The following is a 20516-nucleotide window of genomic DNA, read 5'->3' on the forward strand; positions in this document are numbered from 1 at the left end:
GAATGAGGAATTGACTCTAAGGAGGAAGCGGAAATGAAAGGATCATTGGAAGCCGTAATATTCGACATGGACGGCGTGATCATCGATAGCGAGCCGTTGCATTTTCAAGTTGATCTTGACGTGCTCCGCGGCTTGAATGTCAAGCTCGTCCAACATGATTTGGAGCCCTACGTCGGAATGACGAACCCGGAGATGTGGAAGCTGCTGAAGGAGCGTCACGGCCTTGCGGAGAGCATCGAAGAGCTGATCGAGATCCAGCTCGGACAGAAGCTTGCGACGCTCAAGACAAGCGACTATGAGCCGATTGACGGAATACCCGAGCTGCTTGCAGCCCTTGGCGAAGCGGAGATTAAACTGGCGCTGGCATCCTCGTCGCCGGTCCGTTTTATCGACGCGGTCCTGGACAAGTTCGGCATCGCGCCGCGCTTCATGCATCGGATCAGCGGGGAAGAGATGGAGCGCGGCAAACCTGCGCCCGACATCTTCCTGAAGGCGGCCGAACTGCTGAATGTTTCCCCGGCGGGCTGCGTCGTCATTGAGGACTCGCGCAACGGGGTAGCCGCCGCCAAAGCGGCTGGCATGTCGTGCATCGGGTACCGCAACGTCAATTCCGGCGAGCAGGATTTGTCTAAGGCCGATATCGTCGTAGATTCGATACGCGACATTACTGCGGAACTGCTGGAGCAAATCGTCGGCCGGTCTTCTCGATGAACGATCCGGGAACTCTGTGCCGTACGGAACATACGGAACATACGGAACATACGGAACATACGAAGACCCCCCTCGGCAATTACGCCTTGGGAGGTCTTCTACATGATTAACGGTGTTTATTTCACCGATGCTTGCGTCAAGTCGAGCACGCCTTTGTAAATCAGATCGAACAGATCCTCAAGATTTTCATCCTCGATGCAGGAGAACGCAACGCGCAGATCGGTTTCGCCCAAGGCGATCGTACCGACGCCGTATTCGTTCAGCAGATGCGTGCGCAGCGTTTCGGCGTCGATGCTGTTCAGCTTCAGGCACATGAAGTAACCGGAGTTGAACGGGTAATAGCCCCAAACGTCGCCGTATTTGCCGCTGTCGAGCAGTTCTTTGACGCGGTTGGCGCGGCGTTTCATAATGTCGAATTTCTGTTGTCTTTGCTCTTCGAAATCCGGCGAATTCAGCGCATGCAGGATAAACGTTTGCGACGGATGCGGTCCGCTGGAGATCGTCGCGCGGATGATGCCGGTCGTTTTTTGCTCGAGTGCGCTGAGCAGCGCTTCGCTTTGGTTCGCGAATGTAATGAAGCCGACGCGGAAGCCCCATACGTACTCTTCTTTCGTCGCGCCGTCAACCTTCACGGCAAGAACGCGCGGATGCAGGTCGGACAGCTGGCCGAACAGCGATTCCTTGAGCGAATCCTCGAAGAACAAGCCGAAATAGGCGTCATCCGTTACGGCAACGACGTTGATGCCCGCTTCGGCCGCTTCCAGAATGGCGGCGACGATTTCTTTGCCTTCCTGGGCGCCTGGCGTATATCCTGTAGGGTTATTCGGGAAGTTTAGGACGACAATCGCTTTGCCTTTATCCTTCTGGGCAAGCAGCGCTTCGCGCAAGCCCGCGGAATTGAAGCGGTTCGCTTCGTTGTACAGCGGGAAGTTGACAATGCTCGCGCCGCGGCGCACGCCGAAAGTCAGCTCGTAGTTCTCCCAGTTCTTATCCGGGAAAATCACGCTGTCGCCCGCATCCGCAAACAGGTCGGCGACGATGCTGAGGCCATGCGTCAGTGCGTTGGTCGCAACCGGATTGCCGAACGATTTGCCTTCGAGCGACGGATTGTCTTGAATCATCTTCTTTCGCCAAGCCGCGCGCAGCTCGGGCTTGCCCGCAGGCGGGGCATATTCGTAAATGTCTTTAGGATTGTAGGAGGATAATGTGTCTTGAATGACCTTCAGGTACATCGGTTGGCCGTTTTCGGTTGCGATGCCGATCGTGGCGTTATATTTTTTCGCCTTGGTCTTCGCTTCGGCCGATTGGCTCAAAATGCCTTCCTTCGGAAAATAAATTTGTTTGCCCAAGGAGGAAAGCATGGCGTACACATGAGGGTTTTCACGTTGGATCGTTTCATTCAACTGCTTGACGAGTGGATTCATTCTGTCCATCCTTCCAAATAATGAACTTGAGATTTACGCCATTATACCATTTTGGAAGTTTCCAGTCATCCTTCGCCTTCGATTATTCGCGGTGGGCGGGGCAATATTTTTTCATCAGCGCCGCAGTTTCGGCATCCAGCGGTTTGCCGCGCTCCGTCAAACCGGCGACGATGTTGTCGAATGGGTCGCTTTTGAGGTTTTGGCCGAACTTGAATTTGCCGCTCATCTCCTCGATATCGATGCGGACGATCGCCACGCCGCGAATGCGGGAAACATATTCCGGATTGTTCGGGTCAATCGGATCGTAACCGCCTTCCGGCTGAAGTTTGGCCAAAAAAGCGGTCAGCGCCTCGGCTTTTTCCTGCAGATCGTCGACGATGGAAGCCGTTCCGGTGATGAGCACCGATTTGAAGAAAGCGGTTGCCGGACAAGCAAAGGTCGGGTCGGTGAAATAGGATGGGATCAGGGCGTATTCTTGGGCCACGCAAAACGTAACCTTCGTGCCGAGCTTCACATCGTCCATCTTTTGCCCGACCTTGCTGCCGTGAAAGTAAATGCTGTCCCGCAAGTAAACAAAGTTCAACGGCTTGACATGTGGACGGTCGTCCGCGCCTACGGTACCGAGGAAGCCAAAGCTCATCTCCGCCAAAAACGACTCGATCTCCTGCAAATCTTGAACGGCGAATTCTTTTCTGCGCATGTAGCAACACTCCTTAAGCAACGAAAATTCGTGGGATTGGACTTAGCATAGAGGATTCATTGACAATGAAAAAGATCCAATTTACGATAATTTAATTAGACCATTAACGTTAGGCGGTGGATTCCATCGATTTTTTGCTGCCTTATCACCAATATTTGCAGGAGCATCGGCATCAATATTTGGCATTATATCACGCGTTTCGCGATGCGATTGCCGGAGGGACGCTGGCTCACGGAACGAAGCTGCCCTCCAGCAGGGAATTGGCGGCGCTGTACCGAGTGTCCAGAGGATGCGTCAGTCAAGTATACGAGATGTTGTTCGCAGAAGGATTCGTGACGGCCGAAGTGGGGCGGGGGACGTTCGTTTCGTTCCTCCGCGACGATTTGCAGGAGGAGGGCGAGAACAAGGCGGAGGCGAAGCCTGAGTTGTCGGCTTGGGGACGGCGATTGACGGAGTTTCCGCTGCGTACCGCGGCGAACGCGGTGAACGGGGGGCACGGGTCGAACGGATCGCCGCTAATCGATTTTGCCGACGGCTTCACCGACCTGGAGCATTTCCCGACCGCGGAATGGAGCCGCTGCTTATATGCGGAGGTGCGCCAGCTTGTGGGCGGCCAGCGCACGAGCATATTCGCGACCGAAGGGTATTTGCCGCTGCGCGAAGCGATCGCCCATCATTTGCGGCGCAGCCGGGGGATCCAAGCGACGGCGGAGCAAGTCGTCGTGTTCAACGGCTCCATGCAGGCGCTCGCGCTGCTTGCGCAGCTGCTGATCGATGCCGGGGACCGCGCGGTCGTCGAGGAGCCGGGTTACCCCGGCATGCGCAAGGCGATCAAGGCGGCGGGCGGAGTTCCGCTTACGGCCGCGGTGGACGGACACGGGATTGTGCCGGAACCGTGGGATGCGCGGATTCTGTTCGTGACGCCGAGCCGCCAGTTTCCGACCGGCGCCGTACTAAGCCTGGAGAGGCGGCAGCGATTGCTTCGATGGGCGATGGAACGGGGCGCTTTTATAATCGAGGACGACTACGACAGCGAATACCGCTACGGCGGCAGACCGATCGAACCGCTTAAGGCATTGGACGAGACGGGCCGTGTCGTTTACGTCGGCACGTTCTCGAAGACGATGCGCGCCGACCTCAGGATCGGCTTTGCGGTCCTGCCGCCGTCGCTCGTGGAGCCGGTCCGGCTGGCGAAGCAGCTCTATGAGCCGCATCCGTCGTCGCTCATCGAGCAGCGGGCGCTCGCCGCTTTTATGAACAGCGGCCAGTATGAGCGGCACATTCGTCGAATGAAGCGGATCTATGCGAAAAAATATACGATTTTTTATCGGTTATTGCAGGAAAAGCTCGGATCGCTGTTTAATTTTATACCATCAGACGCAGGACTTCATATATTCGCGGAGTGGAAGCACGCGCCTTGGCAATATGAGCGGCTTGTGGCGGAATGCCGGCGATCCGGCGTAAAGTGGATAGACGGTTCGGTATATTACGCTGAAGCCGCGCGTACGGCCGCTTGCTTCGGTTTCGCGCATCTTCGGGAGCCGGAGCTCGAGCAAGGAGTTGAGCGGATTGCGGAGTGCTGGGAGCGATTGTGAAACTATAGCGGTAATAGAATAACGACCGATGCCGAGAAGAAAGGGAGAACCGATGAAAACTCAACTGAGGGCAAGCGCTTCGCCGAAACCGTACGTCAGTCCGTACAAAAGGTTTACGCTGATCTTGGCAGGATGTATTATCATTGTTGGCGCAGCCCTTTATGGGTTGTGCTACGGATTGATGCAGTATTATACGATTCGCGATACGGTCCAGTTGACGCAGGGGGCCGTGGAGAAGCATTTTGCCAAAATCCCCGCTTTCATCAAGCTGCTTGCCCCGGGGGAAGAAACCGCCGACGCCGAGTCGCCCGCTTATGATGAGCATGAAGGTCATGAAGAACACGCAGGTCATGACATGGCCGGCGAGGATGCGGTAGAGCCCTCGGCAAATCCGACCCAGCCGATGGACGAAGAACGGTTTCAGCAGTTGAAGATGACGGTGTCGATGCATTTTGATTTGTACACGATCGAGCAGGCGAGATTTTACGGGGTTAACGGATTAATCAAATTCAGCTACATGAAAGACGAAATCGCAACGAATATTGCGCAGGCTTCCCGCGAAGATTTTAAAAATGCGATCGGTGGAAATGTTATACATAAGAGAATGGGCGACCATAGGCTCCAGGTTTGGGTGCCGATCCGCCATGAAGGGCGAGTGATTGGCGTCGTGGAGACCTTGCGCGACATCAGGAACGAGGATGCCAGGTTGAACGTCATCCTGATCACCTTGCTCGCTGCGATTATCGCCGCGATGGGATTGTTGTTTTTCTCCTTGCGCCACGTGATGATCCGCAGCAACCGGACGATTGACGAGCAGAATGCGGAGCTGCAAAAATTAATCCGGCTGACGGAGCGGACGTACGACGAATCGCTGCAGGCGTTATCCGGGGCGCTTGATTCGCGGGACAGCGAAACGCAAGGGCACTCGTACCGGGTGACCGCATACGCGGTTCGGCTTGGCAAGGAAATGGGCTTAACGCAGACGGAGCTGACGGCGCTCGCGCGCGGCGCGCTGCTGCACGACGTCGGCAAAATCGGCGTTCCCGACGCGATATTGCGGAAGCCGGGCAAGCTGACCGAGGAAGAATGGGAAACGATGCGAAGCCATGTCCAGATCGGCTACGGCATGCTCCGCCATATTGAATTTTTGCAGCCGGCGCTGGATGTTGTCAGGTACCACCATGAGCGCTGGGACGGCACCGGTTACCCGCATCGCCTGCAGGGCGAGCAAATTCCGATCGGCGCGGCGATATTCGCTTTATGCGATACGTACGATGCCATAACGTCCGATCGGCCCTACCGCAGCGGTAAAAGCTACGAGGAGGCGAAAGCGGAAATCGTCAAAGCCTCAGGCTCGCAGCTCAGCGAAAAGGTCGTCAGCGCATTTTTACGCATTCCCGAGCGGGAATGGACCGGCATTCATCAACAAAACCAACGCGGACAAGATCAACCGTCGCTGGATGCGTTATTCGATTAAACACGAAGGGGGTCATCGTCTTGCTGCACATTTCGCCGTCATCTTTTATTTTGCTGCCGGCCTTTGCGAAAATCGTCTGCGAACCGTCGTGGAAATGGATGAAACGCGAGAAGCCGATGCCGAATTTCGACTTGTTCTACGTATGGAGCGGCGAAGGAGAGGTTGTGCTGAACGAGAAGTCTTACGCGGTCGGCAAAGGCAGCTGCTTCTTGTTCCGCCCGGGCGATTTCACGAGCGCCGTGCACAATTCGCAGAAGCCGCTTGTGCTGACTTACATCCATTTTGATATTCAGGAGCGGCCTGAGGAGATCCCCGAATCGTACCGGATCATGAAAGAAACGGTCGATTTCGAGCATTTGCTGTCGCGGTACGTACGGTTGTTCCTCGTTCAGACGTTTGCGGCGGAGGAAGAAGCCCGGCTTATTTTGAAGCAGATGATGATTCATCTGATGCGCGAGGATCGGCAGGACCCGATAGAGAAAAAAGCGAGCAATCAGCTGACGGAGGTCATCCACGAGGTGGCCAACTACATTCGGCAGCATCCGGGCATTGCCCACCGGGTCGAGGATTTGGCGGCGCGGGCGAATTTGTCGCCGAGGTATTTCTCGATCAAGTTCAAGGAAATGATCGGCATGTCGGTCCAGACGTATATTATTCGTACGCGGATCGAACGCGCCGAGCATTTGCTCCACCATGCGGGGATGAACGTGACCGAGGTGGCGGACGCGCTCGGTTACCGCGATATTTTCTTCTTCAGCAGGCAATTCAAGCAATACACAGGCAAAAGCCCATCGGAAATCAGGTAACTAGGCGTCATCGTTGACAAGCAGTTCGCTTGGCAGCATCGCGCCTGTTTTGCCGATTTCCGTCAGGGCCTTTACAACAAATACTTCAGGCCGAATCGGATTGACCGATTCGGCCTCGAGAAACGCCGCGGCTGCCGCGGCGTTTTGTTATTTCCGCGCCCGGTTCGTTGCCGACGAAGCGGAAAACGAATATTCATCGTCTGGCGGCGCTAACATAATGCAATTCAGCGAAACAGCGGATCGTCGTCAAGGAGAATACCCGCAGCTGCTGCTGTTGCTGCTGTTGCTGCAAAGTGATGTTCCGCTAACCGCCGGACACGGCTTGAAATACGTTAAGCCGGTCTCCCTCGCGAAGAGGGACGTCGAGCGTATCCATCCACCCAATGCTGTCGTCATTGTAAAATAAAAGAACATGCTGCCGCAGCTCGCCTTGCTCCGTAAACAAATGGGTGCGAAGCAGCGGGTACGTCGCGAGTAAGCGATCGATGGCGTCCTGTAAGGTAACGGCATCCAGCGTAAAGCGGGTTTGGCCTCTCGTGCAGTCGGCGATGAGGGAAGGAACGGTCACTTCGATGATCATGCTTCAACCTCCTATGCCGATGCTTGATCCGACGGAAGCGAAGCCGTTTCTTCCTCGTCGATGATCCATGGCTTGACGCACAGAATACGCTGGAATTGCCCGGGAAGACGTTCCCATGTCGCGCCGCGGTCAAGCGAGCAGAACACTTCGCCGGATGTCGTTCCGAAATAGACGCCGTAGTTATCCAAATTATCCACGCACAATGCGTCGCGCAGGACGCTGACATGGCGCTCCTCTTCGGGCAGCACGTCGCCGATCGGCTCCCAGCCGCTGCTATTCGCCGTCTTGCGGTATACGAGCAGCTTTCCGCCGCGCATCGTCCGCTGCTCGCTGCTTTCGAGCGGGATGATGAACACGTCGCGGTTATGGGCGACGCTGATCGGGAAGCCGAAGATGCAAGGCAAGCCTTCTTCGATAGGGAACCAACGGTCTCCGCCGTCCGTCGTCATAAATACGCCTTCATGATCCTGCAAGTACAGGATGTTCGAATCGGTCGGGTCAATTGCAACCTTGTGCGCGCAATAACCGATTTCCGGATAAGGCTCGCCGATCGGCACCCGGGAGAGCCCTTCGTTGCAAATTTTCCATGTCTCCCCGCCGTCGTCGGACCGGAATACGCCGATTGCCGACATCGCAACCCATATTCGCTTCGGATTGTCCGGATCGACCAATATCGTATGCAGTCCCATGCCGCCCGCGCCGCCTCCCCAACCGGGCCGCGTCGGATGCTTCGTCAAGCCGTCCAGCTCGGTCCAGGTCAGTCCTCGGTCGCGGCTGACGAACAAGCCTGCTTCTTCGGCTCCGGCATAATACGTGTCGGGCTCGGAAGGAGCCCCGGGCACGATTTGCCAGAAGCGCTGCAGCGCAAAGCCGCTTTCCTTGGCGTAGCGGGGCCCGTACTCCAATTGCGCCCAGCTTTCGCCCATATCTTCGCTGACCCGGATCGTCGGCCCGTAAGCGGCGTGCGAAGTGCCGGCGAATATCCGATTCCCGTGGCGGCTGTCGCCCAAGACGCTGTATACTTCCCAGCCTGAGATGTACGGACCTTGCAGCCTCCAATGTTTACGTTCCGCATCTGAAGAATAAATGAACAATCCTTTGTTCGTTCCGATCAACAGCTTCACTTGCTTGCCCATATCGATATCGCTCCTTTTGCCTTAAGGCTTTTGAATCGCGTATGTGGCTCATGGATGCTGCACTAATATTTCGCGATCAAGGATGTGTTTCCTTTGCCGAGAGCTAGGGTTTTCGGAATATTTTTTTGGAGCAACTGAGCATAGCGGAGGAGTAGTCTATGGTAAGGAAGGGTGAAGGAGGATAGTGGTTGGTAAGGAGGGATTAGTATTTTATTGGGACGATAAGCTAGGATAGGTGAGGATAGGCGAGTAAAAGTGAGTATAAGTGAGTATATGTGAGTAAGAGTGAGTAAAAGCGAGTAAAAGCGAGTAAAGGCGATTAAAAGTGAGTATGAGTGAGTATAAGTGAGTAAAGACGATTAAAAGTGAGTATGAGTGAGTATGAGTGAGGATAAGCAAGTATAATTGAGGATAGTGAGTATTAATGAGGATGGATGAGGAAAAGTGAGGATAAGTGAGGATAAGTGAGGATGAGTGAGGATAAGTAAGGATAAGTAAGGATAAGTGAGGATGATAAGTGAGTATAAATGAGGATGAATGAGGATGAATGAGGATGAATGAGGTGAGGGTGAAGTTGAAAAAGGCAACTATATTCATATTGGGAAATGATTGATAGTGATGGGGGAATGACATAAATAGATGGATTCTATGTAGTTAATTTTGCTATTTCATACCTTCAAGTATAGATTAGATGGAAAACATGCAGTTAATTTTCGCAGATTGCCCCGTTATGCTGGAAAAGACATGAATTAACTACATGAAATCCAGTTAATATAATATTAACAGGATAATTTGTTCATTTTACCACATAAAATCCAGTTATTTTATACATAAAAAGCCTAACCCGAGGTATTGTCCCCAGGTTAAGCTCATCGTGTGAGTCAGTTTCCGAACTGCGGCCGAAATCGACATCAAAATGCTAGCTATAGCGATTCCTGAGCGTGAAACGACTCAAGATTTTGTTACGAGCACTATCTACTCCCGCAGCCCATAGCCCACAGCCCACAGCCCGCAGCCCAAAGCCCAAAGCCCACAAAGTGTGTCCGGCCCGCAGTCCGCCTCTACTCCTTCGCCGCGCCTTGCGCCATGGCGGCTTCGTTCCACTGGCGCATCTTTTTATCGCTGGGCAGGAAGAACGCGACCAAGCCGACCAAAGGCAGCAAGGAGCAAAACAGCATGACGAAATGCAAGCCGATGTGGTCGGCGAACAAGCCGAGAGCGGCGGAACCAATACCGCCGATGCCGAATGCGAGCCCGGTAATGAGTCCGGATACGGTGCCCACCTTGCCTGGGACGAGTTCTTGCGCATAGACGACCATAACGGAGAAGCTCGACAGCAGGATGAAGCCGCTCACGAGGCAAATCGCAAACGCAAACGGCAAGCTGACGTAAGGCAGCAGCAGCGATAACGGAGCCGCGCCAAGCATCGAGAACAGCATCACATTCCGTTTGCCGAATTTATCCGACAGCGGACCGCCGAAGAACGTTCCGAAAGCGCCCGCCAGCAAAAAGGCAAAAATGTACGTTTGCGCGTCCTTGATCGAAACGCCGTAGCTTTCGTTCAAATAAAACGGGTAAAACGAAGCGATCCCGGCATAATACCACGATCTCGCGAACACGAAGACGATGAGCAGCAGCATCGCGTTGCGGATTTTCCGCTTATGCTCCGGCGTAAATACGACGGCCGCGGAAGCGCGCGCCGAACGCGGCGATACGCGCAGCCGGTCGCGGTACCAAGTCGCGACGAACAGCAGCACGACGACCGCCGCCCCGGCAACTAGCGTGAACCAGGCCGAGCCGATTTGTCCGAGCGGCACGAAGATGAGCGCCGTCATCACCGGCGCGAGCGATTGCCCGGCATTGCCGCCGACCTGGAAAATCGATTGCGCGAGTCCTTTGCGGCCGCCGGCCGCCATATGCGCCACCCGCGAGCCTTCGGGGTGAAAAACGGCGGAGCCGATCCCGATCAGGATGACGCTGAGGAGCGTTATCCCGAAATTCGGCGCAAAAGCAAGCGTCAGCACGCCGCATAAAGTAGAAGCCATCCCCAGCGGAAGCAGCAGCGGGGATGGTTTTTTGTCGGTATAAACCCCAACGGCAGGCTGCATCAGCGAAGCGGTCGCGTTCAGCATAAATGCGATGATGCCGAGTTGGGAATACGATAAATGCATCGTATCTTTTAATATCGGAAAAATGGCGGGTACGACCGCCTGGATCGTGTCGTTGAACAAGTGGACGATACTGATCATCAGCAAAATCGGAAATACGGTGCCGCCGAGCTGCGATTGCCGGCCTAGTCCTGCCGCTCCGAGCTGCATAAGCAATCCACTCCTCTCCCAGGTTGTTGGATTACGCTTTGCTCTGCAGCTGTCCAAGCGCTTCGCCCATTTTCACCTTACTGCCGAGCTTAAGATCGGTTCTAGGCGTAAACGTTCCGTTTTCCGTCAGTAGGACGACGGTAGAGCCGAACTCGAAATAAGCCAAATCTTGTCCGCGTGTCAATTCGTCGGTTAAGGGCTCCGTATAACGGATGCTGGCGACGTTCATCGCCCCGACTTTCACGACGGCCACCTCTCCATGCTCATGGCGAATATATGTAATCAGCCGTTCGTTGCGGCTCAATACGCGGCGCATGTGGCGGAGGCCGAAATCGTTGACGGGATATACTTTGCCTTCGATATGTTCGCGTTCCACGACTTTACCGGCCACCGGCGAATGGATGCGGTGGTAATCGGTCGGGCTTAAATACAGTACCATATAAAATCCGTGCTTGTAACTTTCCGCTCTCGGCGAATGGCGCAGCAGCTCTTCGAGCGTATAATCCTGCCCTTTGACGTTCAGGATTTGCCCGGAGCGAATTTCTCCGATTCCGGTAATGAGCGCATCGACCGGACTGACAAGCGTGGACGGCGCTTCATCGACGGGACGAAGTCCCGGTTTGAGGCGGCGCGTAAAAAAATCGTTCAGCGATTCGTATTCATGAAGCGCTTTTTCCGCATCGGCGATCGGAATGCCGTATATTTTCGCAAATTTCGGGATCAAGCCCCGGCTTATTCTCGATTTGGCTAGTTTGCCGGTTATCCGGGAAATCGTTTTTCGCGACGACAACTCGGTCATGAGCCGCATCAACGCCTTCATCATTCCGTCACCTGTTCCCTTTCTTCTTAACACCTCATAGTCATAGGCCATGCCTCCGTTAATCTTGACATAGAATAGAAGACAAATCAATAACGACTGCATGCAAAAAGCACGAGCAGCGCGGCGCAATAAGCACGGAACGGCCGATTATATTCCTCCCGCCGTACGTTACGGCAAAATATCCCTATCCGCAATCCATCTCGAAAAATCATTCCCATCATGCGGATCGGATATTGATTATTACAAAGCCATGGTGTATCGTATAATCAATTGCATAGTTGTTGATGTGATACGGGGGCTTGATGAAGTCAGGCTGAGATTGCGGACGTTTTTCCGCTGACCGTTAATCTGAACTGGATAATGCCAGCGGAGAGAATCAGTTACAAGGGCCCAATTCTGACCGTCTGCGCATATCCGGACGGTCTTTTTATTTTTACCTCGTTTACAAGAAAAGGAGAGTTACTAAAATGTTCAGAAAAAGATTATACACGATGCTGGCGATTGTATTGTTTGCCATCGCAGCCGCCGGTTGCGGCCAAAACGGCGATTCCGCAGATAAAGCAGCGGACCAATCAACGGATAACGGCGGTGACAAACCGCTTACGCATGTCAAGGTTGTCCTCGACTGGACGCCGAATACGAACCATACCGGGTTGTATGTCGCGCGCGACAAAGGTTATTACAAGGAGCAAGGACTCGACGTTGAAATCATTCAGCCGGGCGAAGGCGTAACGGCGGATCAAATGGTCGCCGCGAACAATGCCGATTTCGGCATCAGCTTCCAGGAGGGCGTTACGCAAGCGCGCATCCAGGGCGTTCCGGTCGTTTCGATCGCGGCGATTATCCAGCACAATACGTCGGGTTTTGCGGCGCCGACCGGTAAGAACATCAAGTCTCCGAAGGACTTCGAAGGCAAAACCTACGGCAGCTTCGGATCGCCGGTGGAAGAAGCAATGATCAAATCGCTCATGGAAACCGAAAACGCTGACGCCTCGAAGGTGAACTTCGTCAACGCCGGAGCGGCTGACTTTTTTGCTGCAACGAAAAAAGACATCGATTTCGAATGGATTTTTTACGGCTGGACGGGGATTCAGGCGGAGCTGCGCAAAGAACCGATCGATATGATTTACCTGACCCAATATTCCGATAAGCTCGATTACTACACCCCGCTGATCATTACAAGCGAGAAGATGATCGCCGGGAAGAAAGATCTCGTCAAAGCATTTATGGCTGCAACGGCCAAAGGTTATCAGTTTGCGATCGACCAGCCTAAAGAAGCGGCGGACGTGCTGCTCGCGGCAGTGCCGGATTTGGACAAAGATTTGGTGGCCGCGAGCCAGCAATGGCTAAGCGCCAAATATAAGGACGATGCGCCGCGCTGGGGCGAGCAAAAAGTGGAAAGATGGCAAAATTACGCGCAGTGGATGCTTGACCATAAGCTGCTGGAGAAGCCGCTGGAAGCGGAGAAGGCGTTTACGAACGAATTTTTGCCGCAATAACCGAATGCCGCAAGGATCTCTATCAAATTTGTATACAAAGGTGATAATCCATGACAAACGCATTGCTTAGCATTCAGATTATTCCGAAAACGCCGAACGGCGAAGACGTTATCCCTTACGTAGACCGAGCGATCGAGATCATCGACCGCTCCGGCGTTCCTTATCATGTCAGCCCGCTCGAAACGACGATGGAAGGCGAGCTCGGCCAGCTGCTGGGCATCGTAAAGCAAATGAACGAAGCGATGACGGAAATGGGTTGCCCGAGCATCATTTCGCAGGTGAAAATTTATTATCGTCCGGAAGGCGCGTCCATGGACAAGCTGACGGAGAAATATCGCTAATGTCCGCAAGGAAACTGTATCAAATAGGTGCACCCGTAGCGGTTGTCCTGCTCATACTGACAGTTTGGCAGGCAGCCGTTCAACTGGGGAACATCGACAAGTGGTTTTTACCGGGACCGGTCGATATTGTGAAAGAAGGCATCGCGAGCTTCCCGCGCGTCATGGAGCATACGAAGGCATCGCTCGGCATTGCGCTGACCGGCTTTGCGCTTAGCATCGCAGTAGGGTTTGCCGCGGCTGTTTTGCTGCATTTGTTTCAAGGCTTTCGGGAAGCGATTTATCCGCTGCTCATCATCTCGCAAAATATTCCGATCCTAACGCTCGGACCGCTGCTTGTCGTATGGTTAGGCTTCGGCGTCCTGCCGAAAATCGTGCTCATCGTGCTGATGCTATTTTTCCCGATTACCGTATCGACGCTTAGCGGCCTTATGCAGGCGGATCGAACCATGCTGGGTTATATGCGGATGATCGGCGCCTCGCGTAGGCATATCTTCATGAAGCTGGAGTTGCCGGGAGCGATGCCGCACATTTTCTCCGGGTTGAAAATATCGGCGACTTATAGCATCATGGGGGCCGTTATCGCGGAATGGCTCGGTGCAAGCAAAGGCATCGGCTTATATATGAAGCTGTCGCAAACTTCTTTTCGGGCCGACCGGGTATTCGTCGCCGTATTTGTCATCGTGGCCCTCAGCTTGACCGTATTCGGGCTGATCGTTTGGATCGAATCGCGCGTGATTCGCTGGAAAACGATGCAAAGGAGCGATTTGTCGTAATGGAGAAGCTTCGATTGGACGGTATCGCCAAGTCGTTCCGCAACGGGGGCGGACGAGAGGTCGCCGTATTGGACGAAATATCGCTGCATGTCGACGAAGGGGAATTTGTGTCGCTGATCGGACCGTCTGGAAGCGGCAAAAGCACGCTGCTGCATCTGATCGGCGGCGTCGTTCCGCCGTCCGCCGGGCGAGTTCTGATCGACGGCCAAGACGTGACGGGCCAAAAAGGCCATATCAGCTATATGCCGCAGCAGCATTCGCTGTTCCCGTGGTACACGGTGGAGGACAACGTCATGATGGCGATGATCGTTGCCGGCGTGAGCAAGCAGGAGGCCCGGAAGAAGGCGCAGGAATGGCTCGGCAACATCGGGCTGGCGGAATATGCCCGCGAGTATCCTCACGTCTTGTCCGGCGGGATGCAGCAGCGCGTTTCCTTCCTTCGGGCTTTGCTCAGCCCGCAGCAGGTCATGTGCCTCGACGAGCCGTTCGGCGCGCTTGACGCGCTGACACGGATGGACATGCAGCGCTGGCTGCTCAAGCTGTGGGAGGGCAACAGGCGTTCCGTGCTGTTCATCACGCACAGCATCGAGGAAGCGTTGTTTTTGTCGGATCGCATCTATATCCTCTCGCAGAAGCCGACGCGCATATTGCGGGAAATTAAGGTCAACATGCCGCGTCCGCGCGGAGAGGAAACGATGCTTGATATGCAATTATTGCAATTGAAGCAAGAAATCTACGGATTAATGCGACAGGAGTGAATTCGATGAAATTTTCCGAGCTTGTCCGCCGGGAAGCGGACGCGGCATGGGAAGCCAGCTTTGCCCACCCGTTCGTGACCGGCATTGCGGACGGAACGCTGCCGCTGGAATGCTTCCGGTTTTACGTTATGCAGGACGCATATTATTTATCGCAATTTGCACGCATTCAAGCGATCGGGGCGGCAAAGGCGGAAGACTTGTATACGTCGAGCCGATTTGCGATTCACGTCCAAGGAACATACCAGGCCGAGCTTGGCTTGCACGAGAAGTTCATGAAGCTGCTGAATATTACCGAAGAAGAAAAAGCGAGCTTCAAGCCGGCGCCTACGGCTTACGCATATACTTCACATTTGCATCGCGCCGCGCATAACGGGCATATCGGCGATGTGGTCGCCGCCATTCTCCCTTGTTATTGGCTCTATTATGAGATCGGCAGAAGGTTTCAGGGCAGGGTACCGGACCAGCAGATTTACCGCGAATGGATCGCAGCGTACAATGCCGATTGGTTCAAAGAATTGGTCGAGGAGCAAATAAACCGTCTCGATGAAATTGCGGAGAAGGTTTCCGAGGGCGACCGCGAACGAATGAAGGAACATTTCGTCATCAGCAGCCGTTATGAGCTGATGTTCTGGGAGATGGCGTACCGACGGGAGCAATGGCCGGCGTAACCAGGATGCGTAAATAGCGTGCGGCAAGAACGATTCCGTTCAAAAAAGTACGGCTGAACATGTTTTGCGAGCAAAATCAAAACCGGTGGTTTTCCGTTATTTGCGGAAATCAGCCGGTTTTTTTTCGTTGTTTCGGATACCTAGCTGTCTGCATGACCCTGCAGCAAATAATTCGCGTAAGCAACCGGATTATGGAACGTGGATTTCCATACGTCCATCATTTCTCCCTCACGGAAAACTAACCGCAAATCACGCCCGTTGCACTCGATAAACATCGGGAACCCATCGCTTGTAATCCCGATATCCAGGCCGACATCGGCCAGTTCGGGAAAATAGAGGCTGAGCTCGGAAACGACGGCAAGCGCCAGCGCCTCAACCTGATGGCGCACAAAATCCGGATCGAGTTCGGGGTAGTTCGAGAGCAGCATATCGAGCGGATAAACGGTCCCGCCCCGGACAACGTTCGTGACGAATTTTTTGTGCGCTGCAGCCTTGCCGGCAAGGCCGGTCACTTGCCATTCGCCGGTACCGTCGCGTTGAACCGAAACGCGCAGGTCGAAAGGACGTCCCTGGAATGTCGCAAGAGGAATCCGCTGCTGTACGATATAATTCCGCTGGGCGAATCGGCGGCGCAGCCATGCCGGAATGCGTTTTTCGTGAAAAGGCGGAAGAGGCGGCGTGCTGCCGACGGATCGGGCGGCGCTCCAGCCGTAAGAATTGCGGTCGAGCTTCAGGATGCCGAGCCCAACGCTGCCGCTGCTCGGTTTTAGGATGAGCGAATCGTAACGCTGCATCATAAACTTTAATGAGGACGACGTGGCCTTCACCGTTTCCGGCAAATGCGGCACGAGCAGCGGATTGCGCATGAGCAGCTGATGGACGAACAGTTTCCCGTAACGGTTCCGCGGATTGAACACCGTTGTGCCATGAGACGTAAGATTTGATAGCCACTTTTTAGTTCGCGGATGAGACTGGAAACCTCGATTGTGTATGACCCGCGGAATCGGAATTCGGCGTTTGATATAGCTGAAATGTTCTTTGACGTACGCCTGGACGGTCCCGTTTTCCGGGTGAATATCCTGCAGCCGGAAGTAGCATGGCTTAAGGCCGTAATGCGATGCAGCTTCCTCGTACAATTCGATCGCTTCATGAAAAGTTTTCCCGCTCGGAATACCTCGGAAGACGGGGGTATTCACCATAACTCCAATATAGGCAGGTTCAGCCTTCATATCGTTCATTATAGCCGATCACTCCTTCGGACTCGCTCCTGTACGAAGATCTAACATTGAAGTCTTCTACAGGCTATGTCGCCGGCAAGTTTACCGTATGGACGAGTGACGTATATGTTTGTCTAATTTGCTATACAAACGGCAAGGTACCTGGCCGGCAGTTGCTGTACATGCTAACGGAACGAGGGAACAGGAGGGCGCATATGGGCAAATTAACCGCAGTCATCGTAACGCCGGGGTCGTTCCCGATTCCGTCGGCGAACAGCAGCTCCGTGGAACGAGTGGTCGAGCAGATGATTCCATTCATGCGGGATCGGCTCAACCTGGTTGTTTTCGGCAAATCAAGCCCCGGGTATGCGGCATCGGAAGTCGTCGAAGGCACCGTTTTCGAGCGTTACCCATCCAGGCCGACAATCGCTTATTTGTCCAGCATTAGCCGAAGGCTGCACGACATTGCGCCGGATGTGATCGAGGTGGTGAACCGGCCGCGTTATGTACGATATTTGCGGAATAGACACCCGAGCAGCCGCATATGGCTTTCGCTGCAATCGACGACGTTTATATCCAAGCCGCTTATCGGACGGCGAAAACTGCAAAATTGTTTGCGGGCGGCGGACCGGATTATCGTCAACAGCGAGTATCTTCGCAATCACGTAACGGCTTTGTTTCCTGAAACGGCAAGCAAGTTGTACGTCAACCACCTTGGGGTCAATACCGAGCAGTTCGTATCTCGCTGGACGCCGGAAGGCGAAGCGCTGCGCCAAGCCTTCTCGGAATCGCTTGGCTCCCGCATGACAGGCCGCAAGGTCATCCTGTACGTCGGCAGACTGATTCGCACGAAAGGCGTCCACCATCTGCTTCGCGTCATGCCCCGCATTGTCGCCCGGCATCCCGACGCCTTGCTTGTCATCGTAGGCAGCGCATTTTACGGCTCTCATAGGAAAACGCGTTATGTGCGGATGCTGCATCGTCTTGCAGCATCCATGCGCCGGCATGTCAAGTTTGTGCCGTACGTACCCTACGACAGCATCCCCCATTGGTTCCGGTATGCCGACATAGCGGTTGTCCCTTCGTACGCCCGCGAAGCGTTCGGTCTCGTGAATGTCGAAGCGATGGCGAGCGGTGTCCCGGTCGTCGCTTCCCGTGCCGGGGGCATGCCGGAAATCGTAGTTAACGGCGCGACCGGTTATCTCATCGATAGGAAGCGGCTGCGGCGGCAACTGACGAACCGGCTGCTGTCCCTGCTCTCCGATCCGGCGTTGCGGCAGCGCATGGGGATGGAGAGCATCAGCCGGGTGCAAAGCCATTTTACGTGGCGGCATACGGCGGAACGCTGGTTGCGATGTGTCGAGGAAGCGGCTTACGGAAGCCCGTCCGAAAAAAGTGACAATGTCATCGTGAACTGATGACAACTTCATGACAAATCATCGTTTATACTCATCATGATGAATGAGGAGATATTTTCGCAGAGTGTCATGAAAGGGGCAAATGTTGTGAGAACGAGACGAAGCATGGCGCTTCTTCGAATGCTGTTTGCAGTAGCCGTTGCGGTTACGTGGTCCATTTCTTTTACATCCGGCTCAAATACAGTATGGGCATACGGGCAGTCCGGAGGGAACGTTCGGTTTGCGATGATGTCGGCGAGCGGAAACCACGTCGCAGCGATCAGAGCCAAAGACAAATCCGTATGGACTTGGGGAGCGAACGACAAAGGCCAGCTCGGTTATTATACGGGAGAGCAGGACCAGACGGTGCCGCGGAAGGTCGAATTCCCGGTAGACGGTCTAGAAGCAAAATCGGTCGCCGCCGGGGGGAACTTTACCGTCGCGCTTATGACGAACGGAACGGTATGGGCATGGGGGGACAACTCCGTACATCAGTTGGGGAATCGTAACGATACGTTGGATTCTACCTATCATCCGGTGCAGGTCAAGGGCGATGCGGCGGGTACTCCATTAGTTTTGGGCACGGATGTCGTTCAGATTGCCGCCGGTTACGATCACGCCGCCGTGCTGCTGAACGGCGGCTGGATCAAAGCGTGGGGCGGCAACGCATACGGCCAGCTGGGGATCAATTCGGCAGAATCGCCGTCGCCCGCTTATGCGGTCGATGTCATCAATAACGGCGGGACGGGCGTGTCCGGGTTTACGTCGATCAGCTTGGGCAACCAATTCAGCGTTGGTTTACGGACTGACGGCTCTGTTTTTACGTGGGGCAGAAATGACTTGGGCCAGCTCGGCGACGGTACGACGGAGAACAAACTCTTTCCGAACCAAGTTCCCTATTCGCTCCTGAACGGTTTCATTACAGCAATTTCTACCGGTGACAACCATGTCGTCACGATCATGGCGGAGACGGGTTCCGAACAATCCGTATGGGGCTGGGGAAATAACGATGCAGGTCAGCTAGGGGCGACTACCGTGACAGGCGCAACTTATAGCGCGATGCCGCTGAAAATGAACAAGATGACGATCGTAGGCGGTTCGACGGTCAAAACCCCCGTAGAGCATGCTACCAAAATCGCCGCCGGAGGCACGCTGAGCATGGTCTTTGACGGGTCGGCGGTCGGATTCACGGGACATACTTATTTTGGCAATCTAGATGCCGTAATGACCGATAACTCGACAACCGGTTTGGGGGTTAACGAGATCGTAAGCGGTGGAGAAAGCATGTATATGCTAACCGCTGACGGACGCATTTTTGTTGCCGGCAAAAACGACCACGGCCAGCTCGGGTTAGGCAGGAAACCCGCAAACGAATCGATGAATCCGATAGATCATATTTTTGATGTGGCCGCGGTCGCCTCGGAATTAACTTGGGAGACGATCAAGCTGGGCAATAATTCCTCGGAAACGGTAACTTCAAATTTGAAGCTGCCAGTCGCGGGCGAAAGCGGCACTTCAATTTCTTGGACGTCGTCCAATCCGGACGTGGTGGGAATTGACGGTACCGTCAACCGGCCTGCCGTGGGAGACGAGGACGTGGATGTAAAGCTGACGGCTACGATCCAAAAAGGGCCAGCGGCTCAAACGCTGGAGTTCAACGTGCTGGTACTCGCGAAAGACGAATCAGAGGGATATCTTAACGCGGAGTGGGCTTTTGCGAACGTGGCCGGAACGAAGATCCGCATCCGCTTTGAGAAGCCGCTGGATACCGGAATCGAGCTGAATCCGGAACATTTCGTCGTCATGGACGGGGAAGTCGGAGTACAGTCGGCTTCATACGACGACAACGACGAAGAGCGGCGCACAGTCATTCTCAAGTTAACTACACCGCTGCCGGATTCGGGCGAAGGCACAACCGTAACCGTTCTGGAAGAAGCCGTTTGGGCCAGCGACGAAACGACGAACCAGGAAACGGAGCAGCCGATCATTCCTTTGAAGCTGCTGGACTTGAACCATAACGGCAAATTTTCCATTGATGACGTTGTCAGATTGACGGCACTCGATGTATCGAACTTAAGATTCGGAGAGGATGAAATGCCGGGCGAACCCGGCGAAGAACCGGAAGAGCCGCTGGACTACGATAAGCTCCTCATGCTGCTGCAGCTCATCGAACCTTTGTACAGCGAATAACACTTGATCCGTTAGGCCTTTCGTGGAGTTTAATCTTCCCGAAGGGCTTTTTTTTGTCAAGCGCCGCTTCCCTAGACAGTAGCCGCCGCCCAGGTCAATGCATATG

At 54.3% G+C, this 20516-nt stretch carries 18 protein-coding genes and 1 riboswitch; of the genes, 11 read left to right on the top strand and 7 right to left on the bottom strand.

Annotated features, from left to right (window positions below; translation table 11 throughout):
• Positions 1 to 33: 33 nt before the first annotated feature.
• Positions 34 to 711: an HAD family hydrolase gene (locus tag AC0LWM_RS17960; RefSeq protein WP_474676352.1), complete on the top strand. Its 678-nt coding sequence runs from the start codon at positions 34 to 36 to the stop codon at positions 709 to 711.
• Between the two features lie 116 nt (positions 712 to 827).
• Here the strand turns inward: AC0LWM_RS17960 and AC0LWM_RS17965 are convergent, their stop codons facing one another.
• Complete coding sequence (locus AC0LWM_RS17965) at positions 828 to 2135, bottom strand: aminotransferase class I/II-fold pyridoxal phosphate-dependent enzyme (protein ID WP_474676353.1); 1308 nt, start codon at positions 2133 to 2135, stop codon at positions 828 to 830.
• Positions 2136 to 2217: 82 nt separating this feature from the next.
• Complete coding sequence (locus AC0LWM_RS17970; protein ID WP_474676354.1) at positions 2218 to 2835, bottom strand: pyridoxamine 5'-phosphate oxidase family protein; 618 nt, start codon at positions 2833 to 2835, stop codon at positions 2218 to 2220.
• A 134-nt stretch (positions 2836 to 2969) separates the two neighbouring features.
• Here AC0LWM_RS17970 and pdxR point away from each other — a divergent pair, with 134 nt between their 5' ends.
• Genes pdxR through AC0LWM_RS17985 form a run of 3 tightly spaced genes read left to right on the top strand, consistent with a single transcriptional unit; the run spans position 2970 to position 6713 of the window.
• Complete coding sequence (pdxR, locus tag AC0LWM_RS17975) at positions 2970 to 4430, top strand: MocR-like pyridoxine biosynthesis transcription factor PdxR (RefSeq protein ID WP_474676355.1); 1461 nt, start codon at positions 2970 to 2972, stop codon at positions 4428 to 4430.
• A gap of 52 nt (positions 4431 to 4482) precedes the next feature.
• Positions 4483 to 5907 (top strand): HD-GYP domain-containing protein, encoded by a 1425-nt coding sequence (locus AC0LWM_RS17980; RefSeq protein WP_474676356.1) that lies wholly within the window; start codon positions 4483 to 4485, stop codon positions 5905 to 5907.
• A 20-nt stretch (positions 5908 to 5927) separates the two neighbouring features.
• Complete coding sequence (locus AC0LWM_RS17985; protein ID WP_474676357.1) at positions 5928 to 6713, top strand: helix-turn-helix domain-containing protein; 786 nt, start codon at positions 5928 to 5930, stop codon at positions 6711 to 6713.
• A gap of 304 nt (positions 6714 to 7017) precedes the next feature.
• On the opposite strand, the gene AC0LWM_RS17990 is transcribed toward AC0LWM_RS17985, so the two are convergent.
• The 4 genes from AC0LWM_RS17990 to asd all read right to left on the bottom strand — a co-directional run bounded on the left by AC0LWM_RS17990 (position 7018) and on the right by asd (position 11570).
• A complete protein-coding gene (locus AC0LWM_RS17990) occupies positions 7018 to 7293 on the bottom strand; it encodes a MoaD/ThiS family protein (RefSeq protein ID WP_474676358.1) in 276 nt (91 codons plus the stop codon).
• Between the two features lie 11 nt (positions 7294 to 7304).
• Positions 7305 to 8429, bottom strand: coding sequence for a WD40/YVTN/BNR-like repeat-containing protein (locus tag AC0LWM_RS17995; RefSeq protein ID WP_474676359.1), 1125 nt, complete (start codon positions 8427 to 8429; stop codon positions 7305 to 7307).
• Between the two features lie 1061 nt (positions 8430 to 9490).
• Positions 9491 to 10747 carry an MFS transporter gene (locus AC0LWM_RS18000; protein ID WP_474676360.1) on the bottom strand — a complete coding sequence of 419 codons (1257 nt, stop codon included), beginning with the start codon at positions 10745 to 10747 and terminating at the stop codon, positions 9491 to 9493.
• Between the two features lie 31 nt (positions 10748 to 10778).
• Entirely contained in the window at positions 10779 to 11570 is a 792-nt protein-coding gene (gene asd / locus AC0LWM_RS18005; RefSeq protein ID WP_474676361.1) for an archaetidylserine decarboxylase, read from the bottom strand.
• Between the two features lie 278 nt (positions 11571 to 11848).
• A riboswitch (TPP riboswitch) is annotated at positions 11849 to 11959 on the top strand.
• A gap of 75 nt (positions 11960 to 12034) precedes the next feature.
• Here asd and AC0LWM_RS18010 point away from each other — a divergent pair.
• From AC0LWM_RS18010 to tenA, 5 genes are read left to right on the top strand one after another with little or no spacing between them, the layout of a single operon-like run.
• Entirely contained in the window at positions 12035 to 13066 is a 1032-nt protein-coding gene (locus AC0LWM_RS18010) for an ABC transporter substrate-binding protein (RefSeq protein ID WP_474676362.1), read from the top strand.
• Between the two features lie 50 nt (positions 13067 to 13116).
• Entirely contained in the window at positions 13117 to 13407 is a 291-nt protein-coding gene (locus tag AC0LWM_RS18015; RefSeq protein WP_474676363.1) for a thiamine-binding protein, read from the top strand.
• The gene (locus AC0LWM_RS18020) at positions 13407 to 14180 is read left to right on the top strand and encodes an ABC transporter permease (RefSeq protein WP_474676364.1); all 774 of its coding nucleotides are present in this window, start codon (positions 13407 to 13409) and stop codon (positions 14178 to 14180) included. The genes AC0LWM_RS18015 and AC0LWM_RS18020 overlap by 1 nt, the downstream gene beginning before the upstream one ends.
• The gene (locus tag AC0LWM_RS18025) at positions 14180 to 14938 is read left to right on the top strand and encodes an ABC transporter ATP-binding protein (protein WP_474676365.1); all 759 of its coding nucleotides are present in this window, start codon (positions 14180 to 14182) and stop codon (positions 14936 to 14938) included. The genes AC0LWM_RS18020 and AC0LWM_RS18025 overlap by 1 nt, the downstream gene beginning before the upstream one ends.
• A 5-nt stretch (positions 14939 to 14943) precedes the next feature.
• The gene (tenA, locus tag AC0LWM_RS18030) at positions 14944 to 15606 is read left to right on the top strand and encodes a thiaminase II (RefSeq protein WP_474676366.1); all 663 of its coding nucleotides are present in this window, start codon (positions 14944 to 14946) and stop codon (positions 15604 to 15606) included.
• Positions 15607 to 15746: 140 nt separating this feature from the next.
• On the opposite strand, the gene AC0LWM_RS18035 is transcribed toward tenA, so the two are convergent.
• Positions 15747 to 16844 carry a YheC/YheD family endospore coat-associated protein gene (locus AC0LWM_RS18035; RefSeq protein ID WP_474676367.1) on the bottom strand — a complete coding sequence of 366 codons (1098 nt, stop codon included), beginning with the start codon at positions 16842 to 16844 and terminating at the stop codon, positions 15747 to 15749.
• Positions 16845 to 17038: 194 nt separating this feature from the next.
• Here AC0LWM_RS18035 and AC0LWM_RS18040 point away from each other — a divergent pair, with 194 nt between their 5' ends.
• Complete coding sequence (locus AC0LWM_RS18040) at positions 17039 to 18241, top strand: glycosyltransferase family 4 protein (RefSeq protein ID WP_474676368.1); 1203 nt, start codon at positions 17039 to 17041, stop codon at positions 18239 to 18241.
• A gap of 87 nt (positions 18242 to 18328) precedes the next feature.
• Complete coding sequence (locus AC0LWM_RS18045) at positions 18329 to 20410, top strand: RCC1 domain-containing protein (RefSeq protein WP_474676369.1); 2082 nt, start codon at positions 18329 to 18331, stop codon at positions 20408 to 20410.
• Positions 20411 to 20516: the final 106 nt, after the last annotated feature.

The organism is Paenibacillus sp. sgz302148 (genome assembly GCF_056120465.1).